The 13,512-nt window shown below is 73.2% G+C and carries 13 protein-coding genes; 6 read left to right on the top strand and 7 right to left on the bottom strand.

Annotated features, from left to right (window positions below; genetic code table 11):
* Positions 1 to 9 precede the first annotated feature (9 nt).
* Genes GA0070213_RS11435 through moaC form a run of 4 tightly spaced genes read right to left on the bottom strand, consistent with a single transcriptional unit; the run spans position 10 to position 2,690 of the window.
* The gene (locus tag GA0070213_RS11435; RefSeq protein WP_091061791.1) at positions 10 to 441 is read right to left on the bottom strand and encodes a molybdenum cofactor biosynthesis protein MoaE; all 432 of its coding nucleotides are present in this window, start codon (positions 439 to 441) and stop codon (positions 10 to 12) included.
* Positions 438 to 1,694, bottom strand: coding sequence for a molybdopterin molybdotransferase MoeA (locus GA0070213_RS11440; RefSeq protein WP_091061794.1), 1,257 nt, complete (start codon positions 1,692 to 1,694; stop codon positions 438 to 440). The genes GA0070213_RS11435 and GA0070213_RS11440 overlap by 4 nt, the downstream gene beginning before the upstream one ends.
* Before the next feature lie 37 nt (positions 1,695 to 1,731).
* The gene (locus GA0070213_RS11445; protein ID WP_091061797.1) at positions 1,732 to 2,202 is read right to left on the bottom strand and encodes a MogA/MoaB family molybdenum cofactor biosynthesis protein; all 471 of its coding nucleotides are present in this window, start codon (positions 2,200 to 2,202) and stop codon (positions 1,732 to 1,734) included.
* On the bottom strand, positions 2,199 to 2,690 hold the full coding sequence (gene moaC / locus GA0070213_RS11450) for a cyclic pyranopterin monophosphate synthase MoaC (protein WP_091061800.1): 492 nt from the start codon (positions 2,688 to 2,690) through the stop codon (positions 2,199 to 2,201). Before moaC ends, GA0070213_RS11445 begins: the two co-directional genes overlap by 4 nt.
* Before the next feature lie 617 nt (positions 2,691 to 3,307).
* On the opposite strand from moaC, the gene GA0070213_RS11455 reads away from it, so the two are divergent.
* From GA0070213_RS11455 to GA0070213_RS11475, 5 genes are all read left to right on the top strand, one after another.
* Positions 3,308 to 5,842: a putative bifunctional diguanylate cyclase/phosphodiesterase gene (locus tag GA0070213_RS11455; RefSeq protein WP_425412815.1), complete on the top strand. Its 2,535-nt coding sequence runs from the start codon at positions 3,308 to 3,310 to the stop codon at positions 5,840 to 5,842.
* Between the two features lie 53 nt (positions 5,843 to 5,895).
* The gene (locus GA0070213_RS11460) at positions 5,896 to 7,254 is read left to right on the top strand and encodes a glycosyltransferase 87 family protein (protein WP_091061806.1); all 1,359 of its coding nucleotides are present in this window, start codon (positions 5,896 to 5,898) and stop codon (positions 7,252 to 7,254) included.
* Entirely contained in the window at positions 7,251 to 7,883 is a 633-nt protein-coding gene (locus GA0070213_RS11465) for a phosphoribosyltransferase (RefSeq protein WP_091061808.1), read from the top strand. The genes GA0070213_RS11460 and GA0070213_RS11465 overlap by 4 nt, the downstream gene beginning before the upstream one ends.
* Positions 7,884 to 7,906: 23 nt before the next feature.
* The gene (locus GA0070213_RS11470) at positions 7,907 to 8,296 is read left to right on the top strand and encodes a TFIIB-type zinc ribbon-containing protein (protein WP_091061811.1); all 390 of its coding nucleotides are present in this window, start codon (positions 7,907 to 7,909) and stop codon (positions 8,294 to 8,296) included.
* Between the two features lie 92 nt (positions 8,297 to 8,388).
* Entirely contained in the window at positions 8,389 to 9,072 is a 684-nt protein-coding gene (locus GA0070213_RS11475) for a maleylpyruvate isomerase N-terminal domain-containing protein (protein ID WP_091061814.1), read from the top strand.
* A 10-nt stretch (positions 9,073 to 9,082) separates the two neighbouring features.
* Here the strand turns inward: GA0070213_RS11475 and GA0070213_RS11480 are convergent, their stop codons facing one another.
* Together GA0070213_RS11480 and dnaB are read right to left on the bottom strand one after the other, a co-directional pair.
* Entirely contained in the window at positions 9,083 to 9,370 is a 288-nt protein-coding gene (locus GA0070213_RS11480; RefSeq protein WP_091061817.1) for a hypothetical protein, read from the bottom strand.
* Positions 9,371 to 9,689: 319 nt separating this feature from the next.
* The gene (gene dnaB, locus GA0070213_RS11485) at positions 9,690 to 11,093 is read right to left on the bottom strand and encodes a replicative DNA helicase (protein ID WP_091061819.1); all 1,404 of its coding nucleotides are present in this window, start codon (positions 11,091 to 11,093) and stop codon (positions 9,690 to 9,692) included.
* Positions 11,094 to 11,488: 395 nt separating this feature from the next.
* Here dnaB and GA0070213_RS32525 point away from each other — a divergent pair, with 395 nt between their 5' ends.
* Complete coding sequence (locus GA0070213_RS32525) at positions 11,489 to 12,997, top strand: hypothetical protein (protein WP_091061821.1); 1,509 nt, start codon at positions 11,489 to 11,491, stop codon at positions 12,995 to 12,997.
* Between the two features lie 66 nt (positions 12,998 to 13,063).
* Here GA0070213_RS32525 and rplI read toward each other — a convergent pair whose 3' ends face one another.
* Positions 13,064 to 13,510: a 50S ribosomal protein L9 gene (gene rplI / locus GA0070213_RS11495; RefSeq protein WP_091061823.1), complete on the bottom strand. Its 447-nt coding sequence runs from the start codon at positions 13,508 to 13,510 to the stop codon at positions 13,064 to 13,066.
* Positions 13,511 to 13,512 lie beyond the last annotated feature (2 nt).

Raw genomic sequence — 13,512 nt, forward strand, 5'->3', positions numbered from 1 at the left:
CGGCCCCACTCAGGGGCAGTTCACCCACTCCTCGGTGCCGTCGTCGAAGACCTGCCGCTTCCAGATCGGCAGCCGCGCCTTGACCTCGTCGACCAGCCGCGCGCAGGCCGCGAACCCCGCCGCCCGGTGCGCGGTGCTGACCGCCGCGACCAGCGCCACGTCGCCGATCTCCAGCGGGCCGATCCGGTGCGACACCGCCACCGCGTGGACCGCCGGGTCGGCGGCGATCTCGGCCGCGACCTCGCGCAGCACCGTCTCGGCGCTGGGGTGGCCCTCGTATTCCAGCCGGGTGACCGCCCGCCCGTGGTCGTGGTCGCGGACCACGCCCTGGAAGGAGACCACCGCGCCGGCCCGGCGGTCGGCGACCGCCGCCTCGTGCGCGGCCAGGTCGAGCGGCCGGTCGGTGACCGCGCCGAGCGCCACACGCGTTTCGATGGTCATTGACGCTCTCCCGGAACAAGGGGCAGGGGTACGAGCGGCACCCGGTCGCCCGCCGCGCCGCTGGTGCCGGGACGGATCACCGCGAAGCCGTCCGCGCCGGCCAGGCCACGGAGCATCGCCGAGCCGACGTGCCGAACCGGGTGCGCGGTGCCGGCGACCCGGTCCCAGCGGGCCAGCGCGAGGTGGGTGTGATCGCCGCGACCCGGAACCGGCTCGGCCAGGGTGACCTGCGGCAGCACCGGCATCGGCCGGCCGGTGAGACCGGCCAGCAGCGGGGCGACCAGGGAGACCATGGCCACCACCGCGGACTGCGGGTTGCCCGGCAGGCCGGCCACGAAGCGCACCCGGCCGTCGCCGTCGACCAGCCGGGCGAGCAGCATCGGGAAGCCGGGGCGCACCGCCACGGTGTTGACCACGTAGTCGGCGCCGAGCGCCTCCAGCGTCGGGTGCAGGTGGTCGACCGGACCGTGCATGGTGCCGCCGGTGGTGCAGACCAGGTCGGCGTTGGTGAGCGCGCCGCGCAGCGCCGCGACGTGCGCGGGCAGGGTGTCGGCGACCGGCCCGACCACGTCGCCGGCCCGCACCTGGCAGCCGTAGCGGCGCAGCCAGGCCGGCACCGAGGGGCCGAGCGCGTCACGCACCCGGCCGGCGCCGGGCTCGCCCGAGGTGAGCAGTTCGTCGCCGAAGACCAGCAGCGCGGCCCGGGGCGCGCGGCGGACCCGCAGGGTGTCGTGCCCGCAGGAGGCGGCCAGGCCGATCACCGCCGGGTCCACCGGCGTGCCGGCGGGCAGCAACTCCTCACCGAGGTGCGCCTCCTCGCCGGGCTCGCGCCACTCCGGCTGCGACCGTGGCGTGCCGGCCACCCGGCCGTCCGCCGCCCGGGTCGACTCCTCGATCCGCAGGATCGCGGTCGTGCCGGCGGGGACCATCGCACCCGTGGCGATCTCGACGGTGGTGCCGTCGGCCGCCAGCGGTGAGGCGGTGTGCCCGGCGAGCACCCGGCCGACCACCCGCCACGGGCCGGCCCCGCGCACCGCCCAGCCGTCCACGCTGGAGGTGGGGAACGCCGGTAGGTCGGTGCGCGTGGTCAGCGGCTCGACCAGGGTGTGCCCGTCGGTGTCGGCCAGCGGCCGGGCGACCGCGGGGAGCGCGGCGGAGAGCCCGACCGCGTACACCCGGGAGCGGGCCTCTTCCCAGCCGGCCGGCGGGGGCGTGCCCACCTCGGCCGCGGCGGCTTCGGTTTCCGTGCTCATCCGGCGAGCCTAACGTCGGCGCACGGCGTCCGCGGGCTCAGTGGTCGCCGCCGCGAAGCTGGTCGACCGCGTGCCGCAGGATCGGCCCGAGCACGGCCAGCCCGTCCCGCGCCCCGCCGCGCGAACCCGGCAGGTTGACCACGAGCATCCGGCCGGTGACCCCGGCCCGCCCCCGGGAGAGCGCGGCGGTGGGCACCGCGTCGCGGCTGTGCGCCCGGATCGCCTCGGCGATGCCCGGGATCTCGTAGTCGAGCAGCGCGCCGGTCACCTCGGGGGTGCGATCGGTCGGGGTGACGCCGGTGCCGCCGCTGGTCAGCACCACATCGACCCCTTCGTCCCGGGCGGCGCGCAGGGCGTCACCGACCGGGTCGCCGTCGGGCACCACCACCGGCGCGTCGACAGTGCAGCCCAACTCCCGCAGGCCGGCGACGAGCAGCGGGCCGCTGGTGTCCTCGTAGACCCCGGCGGCGGCGCGGTTGGAGGCCACGACCACCCGGGCGCGGATCACGGTCGGTCCTCCGGCCGGACCCACTCACCGGTCTTTCCGCCGGACTTGCGGAGCACCCGGACCGCGTCCACCGACGCGGCCGGGTCGACGGCCTTCACCATGTCGACCAGGGCGAGCCCGGCGACGGCCACCGCGGTCAGCGCCTCCATCTCCACGCCGGTGCGGTCGGCCGTCCGCGCGGTGGCGGTGATCTCGACGGCGTCGGCGGTGAGGTGCAGGTCGACCGTGACGCCGTGCAGGGCGATGGGGTGGCAGAGCGGGATCAGGTCCGGGGTCCGCTTGGCCCCCATGATGCCGGCGAGCCGCCCGACCGCGAGCGCGTCGCCCTTGGGCAGGCCGTCGCGGCGCAGCAGGTCGACCACCTCGGCGGTGGTGCGGAGCCGGCCGGCCGCGATCGCCAGCCGGCCGGAGACCGGCTTGGCGGAGACGTCGACCATCCGGGCCGCGCCGGCCGGGTCGACGTGGGTGAGCTGCGCGGGTTCGGTCACGGTCCGACCCTATCCGCCGGGTACGACGGACGCGCGACACCGCGCCCGCCGGCCGAATTCGGACGGAACACGTCTAATTAGCGCCACTCGACTGACCGTTTCCACGTTTGCCACCGATAGGTAATTGCGTCGGCTCGGTCGGTCGACCTATCTCCTCGGCGACGGGCCACACCCCTGCGTCGGCCCGCCACCCACCGGGCTCGCGGTACCGTCCCCTGAATCGGAGCCGAACCCGACTGAAGTGCGGATGAGATGTGACCGGGTTGCGGTGAGACTGATGGGGCGCTCCGGCAGAGCAGGTGGCGGAGGTCGCGGTCCGCAATGGACCCGGCACGGAAAGGAAAGGAGTAGACGCGCTCCGCACACTTCTGCAAACGGAAAGTTGCGAAAAGCCAACCTATTCGCGCATATTGCATATAGTTACATATTTGCCTTCTAAACACCACGTTCCTGACCTAATCTCTTTTTCGTCAGAAGACGCGCCGGAGAATATCGGGCGCCGATGATCGAAGGAGGCAGGAACATGCGTGGGACCGACTGGAACTGAAAGCTGAACCAGCATCACAGGGCGTCCGAGGTAGGCTCTTGCCACAGCCGGCGCAGCACCTGGGAGCGGCGTGAACTCTTCCCAGCGACGCGAGATCGAGACCGACAGGCGGCTACGGCTGCTGGTCGGTCTCGTCGTCATGGCAGCCGCGGTCGTGGTGCTGACCTCGCTTCCCGGCGCATTCGTCGACGCGCTTCCCACCTCCGCCTACGACGTCGCCATCCTGGTGATGCTGACCTTCATGATCGCGGTCGGCACCCTGGTGAAGGCGCGCATCCGGATCCGCTCCACCACCCAGTCCATCAGCTGGAACGAGACCGCCATCGTCATCGGCGCCGCGGTCATCCCACTGCCCTGGGTGGTGCTGTGCACCGTCGTCGGGATCGCGCTCGCCTCACTCCAACTGTCACCGATCAAGATCGCCTTCGGCATCGGTAAGAACGTCCTGGTGGCGTTCGGCGCGGGTCTCACCCTCGCGCTCCTGCACTGGACGTGGCCGCCGCTCCACCCGCTGGACATGCTCGCCCCGCTCGGCATCGCCTACCTGGCCGTCGCGGTCATCGACGACCTGCTCGCCATCCCGGTCATCGCGCTCGCCTCCGGCACCCGGGTGCGCCGGCAGTTCCTCACCAATCTCGACCTGCGCGTCGCGGGCTTCGTCGTGCGGTTCGTGGTCGCCGTCTGCACCCTGGCGATCCTGTCGATCGATCCCCGGCTGCTGCTGGCCGTGCCGCCCCTGGTGCTCAGCCTGCACCTGGCCTACTCCACCCGGATCCGCACCCGTACCGAGCAGCAGGCCTGGCAACGACTCGCCCGCACCACCGACGCGCTCAACGTCGTCGATCTCGACCAGGTACTGACCACCGCCGTCACCGAGGCCGCCGAACTCTTCTCCGCCGACGAGGTGGAGATCGAGCTGCGCGAGGGCGGACGCACCGTACGCGGCGGCGCCGCCGGGGTCGCCTACGACGGGACCGCGCCGCAGCCCAGCGAGACGGACGGCCGGGTCGTGCCCGTCTCGCTGGAAGGACACGACCGCACCGGGAACACCGGCGAGCTGCGGCTCCGCTTCGCCGGGCCGGTCGAGCTCTCCGAACGCGAGCAGTACACCCTGCGTACCTTCGCCTCCGCCCTGTGCACCGCGGTCCGCAACGCCCAGGCGTACGCCGAACTCGCCCGCATCGCCGACGACCACGCCTACGCCGCCACCCACGACGCCCTCACCGGCCTGTCCAACCGCCGCCACCTGCTGGACGAGGGCACCGCCCAGCTCACCACCCGGCACGCCGAGGGCGTCACCGCCCTGGTGCTGATCGACCTCAACCACTTCAAGGAGGTCAACGACACGCTCGGGCACGGCGCCGGCGACCAGGTGCTCATCCAGGTCGCCGGGCGACTGCGCGACGCGGCCCGCCCTGACGATCTGGTCGCCCGGCTCGGCGGCGACGAGTTCGCCGTGCTCCTGCGCGGCCTGCCCGCACCGGCGGTCGCCGCACACCGCGCCGAGACCCTGCTCGCCGCCCTGCACGACCCGCTCGACCTGGACGGCATGCGGATCAGCGTGGAAGCCAGCGGAGGTATCGCCGCGGCCCCCGCCACCGGCGGGATGGCCGAGCTGCTCCGCCGCGCCGACGTGGCGATGTACCAGGCCAAACGCGCCGGCCAGCGGACCGCCACCTACGCGGCGACCCGCGACACCGCCGACCTGAACCGGCTCACCCTCGGCGGGGAACTGCCCCGGGCCGTCGCCGACCACGAGTTCACCGTCAACTTCCAGCCCATCGTCGACCTGGGCAGCGGCCAGGTCGTCGGCGCCGAGGCGCTGGCCCGCTGGCACCACCCCACCCACGGGCTGATCGACCCGCTGCGCTTCCTGGAAGCGGTGGAACGCTCCGGGCTGCTGCCCGCGTTCGCCGAAGCCATCCTCGACCAGGCGCTGATCGCCGCCGGCTCCTGGCACGACGCCGGCTTCGACCTGCCCGTCTCGGTGAACGTGTCACCCCGCAGCCTCCTCGACGCCCGCTTCCCCGGCGCCGTGCTGGCCCGGCTGCGCGCCCACGACCTCCCACCGGACCGGCTCGTGCTGGAACTCACCGAGACGCTCACCCTCAGCCAGCTCGACGTGGTCGACCGGGTGCTCAGCCGACTCCGTGACTCCGGGGTCCGGCTGGCCCTCGACGACTTCGGCACCGGCTACTCGTCGCTCTCGCTGCTCTCCCGCATCCCGGTCCACGAACTCAAGATCGACCGCAGTTTCGTCACCGCCATGGAAACCTCCCCCGAGGCCGCCGCCGTCATCCGCTCCACCCTCGACCTGGGCCGCAGCCTCGACCTCACGGTGGTCGCCGAGGGGGTGGAGAGCGAACCGCAACGCCGCGCGCTCTGGGAGCTGGGCTGCGCCGCCGGCCAGGGCCACCTGTTCGCCCGGCCGCTGCCCGCCGGCGCGCTGCTCGCCGCCCTGCACCGCGGCGCCGGCGGCCGGCCCGGCGCCCTCGTCCGGCCACTGCACGACGCCGGCGCGGTCATCCGCCTGCCCGGCCGCCGCGTCGGCGGCGCCCGCAACCGCCCCATCCCGCCCGCCGCCACCGACGCCCGGCACCCCTGACCACCCGGCCCGACCGGGCCGGCCCACCTCCCCGGTCTGCCAGACTGGCCCGCGTGACCGCGCACGCCGACCCGGCCAGCCCCGCCACCCGCCGCTGGTCGGCGCTCGACACCGCCGCCGGCGGGCTCGCTCTCGACCTGGCCCTCTACGCCGCCGCCACCGTCTTCGCCGGGATCACCGCCGCCACCTCCACGCTGCCACCGCACCGGGCCTGGGGAGCGGTCGCCACCATCGGGTACGCCCTCGCCACGCTCGCCGCGGCCACCCAGCTCCTCGCCCGCCGCCGCGCCCCCGGCACCCCGCTGGCCGGGGTGCCCGCCCGCTGGGCCGTCACCGGCCTCACCTGGGCCACCACCGCGCTGCTGCCGGTCGTCTTGCAGAGCGTCCAACGGGCCGCCGGACGCACCGACCGCGCACAGGAGGAGGTGGTGGTGGTCGAACACGCCGGCACCCGCCTCGCCGAACACGGCACCCCCTACCTCGGGCCCGACGCCATCGCCGCCCTGCCCCCCGGGGAGCAGCTCCTCGGCTACACCCCCTACCAGCCGGGCATGGCGCTGTTCGGGCTGCCCCGCGCCGCGACCGACGTCTGGTGGACCGACGCCCGCGTCTGGTTCGCGGTGGCCACCGCGCTCGCCCTCGCCGCCCTGGTCACCACGCTGCGCTCCACCACCGACGAACCGGACTCACCCCGTCGGGGCGGCGCGCTGCTACGCGCCGTCCAAGCCGCCACCGTCCTGCCCGTCTCCGCGCTCACGCTCGCCACCGGCGGCGACGACCTGCCCGTACTCGCGCTCTGCCTGCTCGCCCTCGCACTCGCCGCCGCCGACCGGCCCGGCCGCGCCGGCCTCGCCGTCGGCGCCGCCGGCACCCTGAAACTCTTCGCTCTGCCGGTCGCGATCGTGCTGATCTGCTGGGCCGCCGCCCGACGGGCCGGAACCCGCACCGCGCTGGGCGCGCTCGGCCTGCCCGTCCTCGCCCTGCTCCCGGTGCTGCTCGTCGACTCCGACGCGCTCGTCGAGAACGTGCTGCGCTTCCCCCTCGGCCACGGCCTGGTCACCAGCCCCGCCCAGTCCCCGTTCCCCGGCCACCTGATCGCCGAGACGCTCCCCGCCGGCCGGGTGGTCGCCGCCGCGCTGCTCGTCGCGGTCGGCCTGGCGATCGCCGTCCGGCTGCTGCGCCGGCCGCCCCGCACCGCCGCCGCCACCGCCACCATCTGCGGGTACGGTCTGCTCGCCGCGATCCTGCTGATGCCCTCCACCCGTTTCGGCTACCTGCTCTACCCGGCTGCCCTGCTCCTGCTCGCCCCGGCGCTGGCGCTCGCCGAATCCCCGGCCCGGGACACCGGCCGGCCGACATTCCCGCCAACCGCCCGGCGTGAGCCGGCGGAAAGGCGTACACCTGAGGCATGACCACCTACCGCGACCGGGCCGAGGCCGGACGGGACCTCGCCGAGCGCCTCACCGACCTCGCCGGCCGGCCCGACGTCATCGTCCTCGGTCTGGTCCGGGGCGGCGTACCCGTCGCCCGGGTGGTCGCCGACCGCCTCAACGCCCCCCTCGACGTGCTGGTCGTGCGCAAGCTCGGCGTGCCGTGGGCGCCCGAGGTGGCCTACGGGGCGCTCGGCCCCGGCGGCGTACAGGTCCTCAACGACGCGGTCGCCGACCGGATCAGCGAGAACGACCGCGCCCAGGTCCGCCGTCGCGAACAGGCCGAACTGGAACGCCGCGAGCAGCGCTACCGCGACGGCCGGCCGCCCCTGGACCTGACCGGCCGCACCGCCGTGGTCGTCGACGACGGGCTCGCCACCGGCGCCACCGCCCGCGCCGCCGTCCAGGTCGCCCGTCACCTCGGCGCCGCCCGCGTGCTGGTCGCCGTCCCGGTCGGCTCCCCGCAGGCGTACGAGATGCTCTCCGCCACCGCCGACACGGTGGTGAGCGGCCAACTCCCGCCCGACTTCGCCGCGGTGGGCGCCTACTACGACGACTTCCACGAGGTCTCCGACGACGAGGTGACGCACGCGCTGACCGCCACCGCGTGAAATCACCCGGTACCGTCGGTGTCATGCAGCTCACCTGTCCCAAATGCCGTGGAGAGATGCGCCAGTACGAGCGCAGTGGAGTGACCATCGACCAGTGCGGCGAATGCCGCGGGATCTTCCTCGACCGAGGCGAGCTCGAGAAGCTGTTCGACGCCGAGGCGAACTGGAACCGCCAGCACGGTGGCGCCCCGCAGGCCGCGCCCGCCGGAGCCGGCTACCCGCCCCCGCCGCCCCCGCCCGCCGCCCCGCACCAGCCCGGTTACGGCGCCGTCCCCCCGCCCCCGCCCCCGCCGCCGCCCGGCCACGGCTATGCGCAGCCCGCGTACGGCCACGGGCAGCAGCAGCACTACGGCTACCACGGTCACTACCGCAAGAAGAAGAAGCACGGCTTCCTCGGCGAACTGTTCGACTGAAAGTAAGGAGGGGCCCCTTCTTAACGCCTGCGCGATAGGAGGGGCCCCCTCCTCACCATGCCGACCGGCGCGCGCAGTGGCAGGCTGTCCCCATGAGCCCGATCCGGCAGCACGAGGCGCTGGCCCAGGCGTACGACGGCATCACCGCCGTCGTCACCCCGCTCGACGACGACGGCCTGCAACGCGCCACCCGCTGCCGGGGCTGGCTCGTCGCCGACCTGCTCTTCCACGTGCTCTGCGACGCCCAGCGCGCGCTCGTGGCCCTGGCCAGCCCGGTGCCCGGTCCGGCCGACGTGGACGACGTCAGCTACTGGCGGGCGTTCACCCCCGGCGGCGACGACGAGGCTGACGCGAAGCACGCGTGGTGGGCCCGCCGCTCGGCCGCCGCCTTCGACCGGCCCACCGGGCTGGTCCGGATCTGGTCCGACACCGCCCCGGCCGCCGCCCGCGCGGCCGCCGCCGCGGACCCCGACGGGCACGTGACCACCCAGGGGCACGTGCTGCGCGTACCCGATCTGCTCGCCACCCTGACCACCGAGGCGGTGGTGCACCACCTCGACCTGGTGGTGGAGCTGCCGGACGCGCCGCAGCCGGCGGCGGACCCGACCCGGGTGGCGGTGACCACGATGGACGGCCTGCTGCCCGACGAGGCGGTGCGCCCGGCCGGGTGGGACGACCACGAGTATCTGCTCAAGGCCACCGGGCGGGTGCCGCTGACCGACCGGGACCGGTTCGAGCTGGGCGAGGCGGCGGGCTGGTTCCCACTCCTCGGCTGACCTTCCTTGATCATTGGAGCGGAGGGCGGGCGGTCCAGCCGACGAAGCGGTCGGACAACTCCTGGGGATCCGGGTTCTGCTTGAGCAGGTCGGCGGTGGCGTCGAACAGGCAGGTCGCCATGTAGATCGACAGGGCGACGCGGTCGCGCCGGTAGTCCATCAGCAGCAACAGGCGGGCCGGCTGGCAGGGCCAGGGGCCCGCGCAGGCCCGGCAGAGCCAGCGCGGTCGCATCGGGGTGTGCGGCCGGACGGCCCGGCGACCACGATCGGGTACGGGGGAGGCAGACGGCGCACTCATCCCCCGATCGCGCTCGCGTTGGTATCGATCGTCAACCCCTATCGCTGTTATCGACCGGCGAGCAGTCGGCGGCGCCCGCGCCTCGGTGGTCGCCTCCCGGCGCGACTTCCCGGCCCCGTATCAGGTACTCAAGATGGGCCAGATCTGGCGGAAGTCGGACGTCGAAGAGTGGGTACGGGAGCACCGACCGGAACTGTCGTCCGACTGAGCCGCCGATCATGGAGTTGTGGCACCTCTGATATCGGCCGCAACCTGACATCCAAGGCACCACAACTCCTAGATCGACGCGATCGGCAGAGATCTTGGAGCGAGACGGCGCTCAGACGATGGCCATGTCCACGAAGCGCGACAGGTGTAGCTGGGCCGCAACCGTCACCGTGTCGGTCGGACCATTTCTGTGCTTGGCAACAATGAAGTCCGCCTCCCCGGCTCGCGGCGACTCCTTGTCATAGTAGTCATCACGGTGCAAAAGGATGACAACGTCGGCATCTTGCTCAATAGAGCCAGATTCCCGCAAATCAGACAACTGGGGACGCTTGTCGGTGCGCTGCTCGGGGCCACGGTTCAGCTGACTCACCGCGATCACCGGGCACTCGACCTCCTTGGCCAGCAGCTTGAGGCCACGGGACAGGTCCGCGACCTCCTGCTGCCTGCTCTCGGTGCGCTTCGGTGACGTCATGAGCTGGAGATAGTCGACGACGATCAGCTTCAGGTCGTGCTTCTGCTTGAGCCGGCGCGCCTTCGCCCGGATCTCCATCAGGTTCATGCTCGGGGTGTCGTCGACGAAGAGCGGCGCCTCACTGATCTCGCCCATGCAGCGGGCCAGCTTGGTCCAGTCATCGTCGGAGAGCTGCCCGCTACGAAGAATGTGGAGCGGTACACGGGCCTCGGCCGAGAGCAGTCGCATGACGATCTCGACCTTGCTCATCTCCAGCGAGAAGATGGCCGCAGCTTGGTTGGCGCGAATAGCCGCATTTCGGGCAAAGTCCATTGAGGCGGTCGACTTGCCCAAACCAGGCCTGCCCGCCACGATCACCAATTGCCCGGCGTGCAGGCCGTTGAGCAGGCGGTCGAGGTCGGTGAAGCCGGTCGGCACACCGGTCATCACGCCACCCTGGGCGCCGACCGCCTCGATCTCGTCCAGCGTCGGCTGGAGCATGTCGGCCAGGATCGCGAAGTCCTCGCTGACCCGCTTCTCGGTGATCTCGTAGACGGCCTGCTGGGCGAGGTCGACGATGTCGTCCACGTCGCGGCTGCCGCTCGGGCCGGTGCCGTAGCCGAGCTGCACGATCCGGGTGCCGGCCTCGACCAGCCGGCGGAGCACGGCCCGCTCGCCGACGATGCGGGCGTAGTAGGCGGCGTTGGCGGCGGTGGGCACGCTGGCGATCAGCGTGTGCAGGTAGGGCGCGCCGCCGATACGGGCGAGGTCGCCGGAGTCGGCCAGCGCCGCCGCCACGGTGATCGGGTCGGCCGGTTCACCGCGACCGTAGATGTCGAGGATCGCGTCGAAGACGGTGGCGTGCACCGGGCGGTAGAAGTCGTTGGTCTTGAGGATCTCCACGACGTCCGCGATGGCGTCCTTGGAGAGCAACATGCCGCCGAGGACGCACTGCTCGGCGGCGACGTCCTGGGGTGGGGTCTTCTCGAAGGACGCGTCCCGGCGCTGCGGCTCGGACGGTTGTCCTCCGGTGCGTTCCGCGCGCGTCTCGTCGGTGACCGACACGGGTCCCCCCTTGCTGCGTCGGATCGGGTCCAGCTCTATCGCCGGGGTATGACAACTTCCGCCGACCCTCCGGTCGATCGGGGGTCATCGCCCGGCGGTCGCTGGCCACGATACGGAACCCGAGGTCAGCCACCAACCGGACCGGTGGACGAGCTTCGGGACAACCTGTGGACGCAGGGGGACCGACATGTGCGCAGGGTGTGCACAGGGTGTGGAAAAGTGATGGGGAATTCCGGGCCTATTGCTCCTGACCTGGGCTTTTCCCATCCCCACCCTGTGGACGGAAGATTTCAGGTCGAGCCTTGTCGCCGTTCGTCCCGTACTATCGCTGCGAACGGCTGCACCTTGACAGCGGATTGCACTTTCGGGTTGAGGAGAAGGGTCACGCTCCGGCCGTGAGACACCGGGACTGGGCAGGCGGGGAGGACACCCCGCGCGTGCGCCGGCCGAGCGGTTCCTGGGACACCTCCGCCGGTCCGCGTGCGGTCGACTCGTACGCGCCGGAGCGCCAACGCACTCCGAGCCGCCGACGGGCGATCGAGCGTGGCCAGGACGAGCCGGTGGACGCCTACCTGCCGCGCTGGGCGGTCGAGTCGGGGATCAGCCGGGCCGACGGCGGTGGTCGGCACGCCGCGCCCGACGACGACGAGGACGTCGAGGTCGAATCGCCGTCCTCGGGTGGCGGCTGGCGGGCCGACGCCGGGTGGCGCCGCGACGACGACCGACGTGAGGTGCGGGCCATCGGCGCCGCGCCGGTGTCGGATCACACCGCCGAGTGGACCCTGGACGCACCGCAGGAGCGGGGGTACGTCGGGAGCCGGCGCGCCGAGGGTGAGGACGAGCCGGTGTCGGGCACGGTCCCGCGCAGCCGGCCCCGCCGGGCGGCGACCCGCAAGCCGGAGGTGACCTGGTCGGGGCTGCCCGAGGAAGCGAGCCCGGGTGGTGACAGCGGCGGGTGGGAGGCGGAACGCCCGACGCGGCGGAGCCGGCGGTCGACGTCGAGTTCCTCCTGGCCGCCACCCGCGGTCGACCCCTGGGAGCGAGGGCGGGCGGTCGAGCCGGCGCCGGTGGAGCAGCCGGCGGTCGACCCGTGGGACGCGTCGGGCGTGCAGGAATGGGGTCGGGGCGCCACCGGGACGAGGTGGGAGCGCTCGGAGAATCGGTGGGACCGGACGGAGCACACCGGCCAGTGGGACAGGTTCACCGACACCGGTCACCTCGACCGGGTGCGCGACACCGGCGACCGGTACCCGGCGGTGGACCCGTGGGACCGTACGGCGCCGCCGGTCCGGGAGGGCTGGGCGTCGCCGGAGCAGATGGAGGAGTTCTGGTCGGGCACCCGCCTGGCCGGTGACGATCCGCGCTGGATGGAGACGCCGACGTCGGCGCCCCGGTCGCCGATGGTCGCGTACCCCGCTCCGCGTCCCCGGGCCGCGCCTCGTCGCCGGCCGGCGGAGCCGGTCGGGGCGGGCGGGTCCGCGTTACGGCGCGGGATGGACACGATCGGCGGCGGGCAGTGGGGCCGGCGGCTCGAGGACGACCTGCTGGACCCGGATCCGGGTGGCCCGCTGCGACCGTTGGTCTACACGGCGGCCTGCTACCTGGTGCCGGCGGTGCTGCTCTTCCTCGGTCTGGTGTTCCTGGACGGGCAGGCGCCGCCGGGGTGCGTGACCGACATCAGCGGCGGCGGCTGCGACTCACCGCGGGCGCACGCGTTCGCGTCGTTGTCGGCGGCGGCGCCGCGGTTCGGGCTGGCGTTGGTGAGCAGCCTCGTGGTGGCCGTCCTGCTGCGTCAGGTCGGGACGACGTGGCGGTCGGCGACGGTGGCGCTGGCGGCGGCCGTGGTGGGCGGCGGGTTGTCCACGGTGGTGATCAGCGCGGTGACCGGCCAGGCGATCGGCTGACGTGCGGAAGCGGAGAAGGGCCCGCACCGGTTGTCCGGTGCGGGCCCTTCCGTCGTGCGGTGGGTGTCAGCCCTTGACCACGTTCAGGTCGAACTTCGCGGTCACCTCGGGGTGCAGGCGAATGCTGACCGGGTAGGCGCCGAGCGACTTGATGTGGCCGGGCGTCTCCAGCCGGCGGCGGTCCAGGGTCGGACCACCGGCCGCCTTGACGGCGTCGACGATCTCGGCCGGGGTGACCGAGCCGAAGAGCCGGCCGCCGTCGCCGGCGCGGGCCTTCAGGTTGACCTTCAGGCCCTCGAGCTGGCCCTTGATCTCGTTGGCGTGGCCGAGGTCGCGGACCTCGCGGGCCGAGCGGGCCCGCTTGATGACCGTGACCTGCTTCTCGGCACCCTTGGTCCAGGCGATCGCGAAGCCCTGCGGCAGCAGGTAGTTACGGCCGAAGCCGTCCTTCACCTCGACGATGTCGCCCGGAGAGCCGAGGCCGGACACCTCCTGAGTAAGGATGATCTTCATGT

This window comes from Micromonospora humi, from assembly GCF_900090105.1.
In the GTDB taxonomy this organism is placed as follows: Bacteria; Actinomycetota; Actinomycetes; order Mycobacteriales; family Micromonosporaceae; genus Micromonospora; species Micromonospora humi.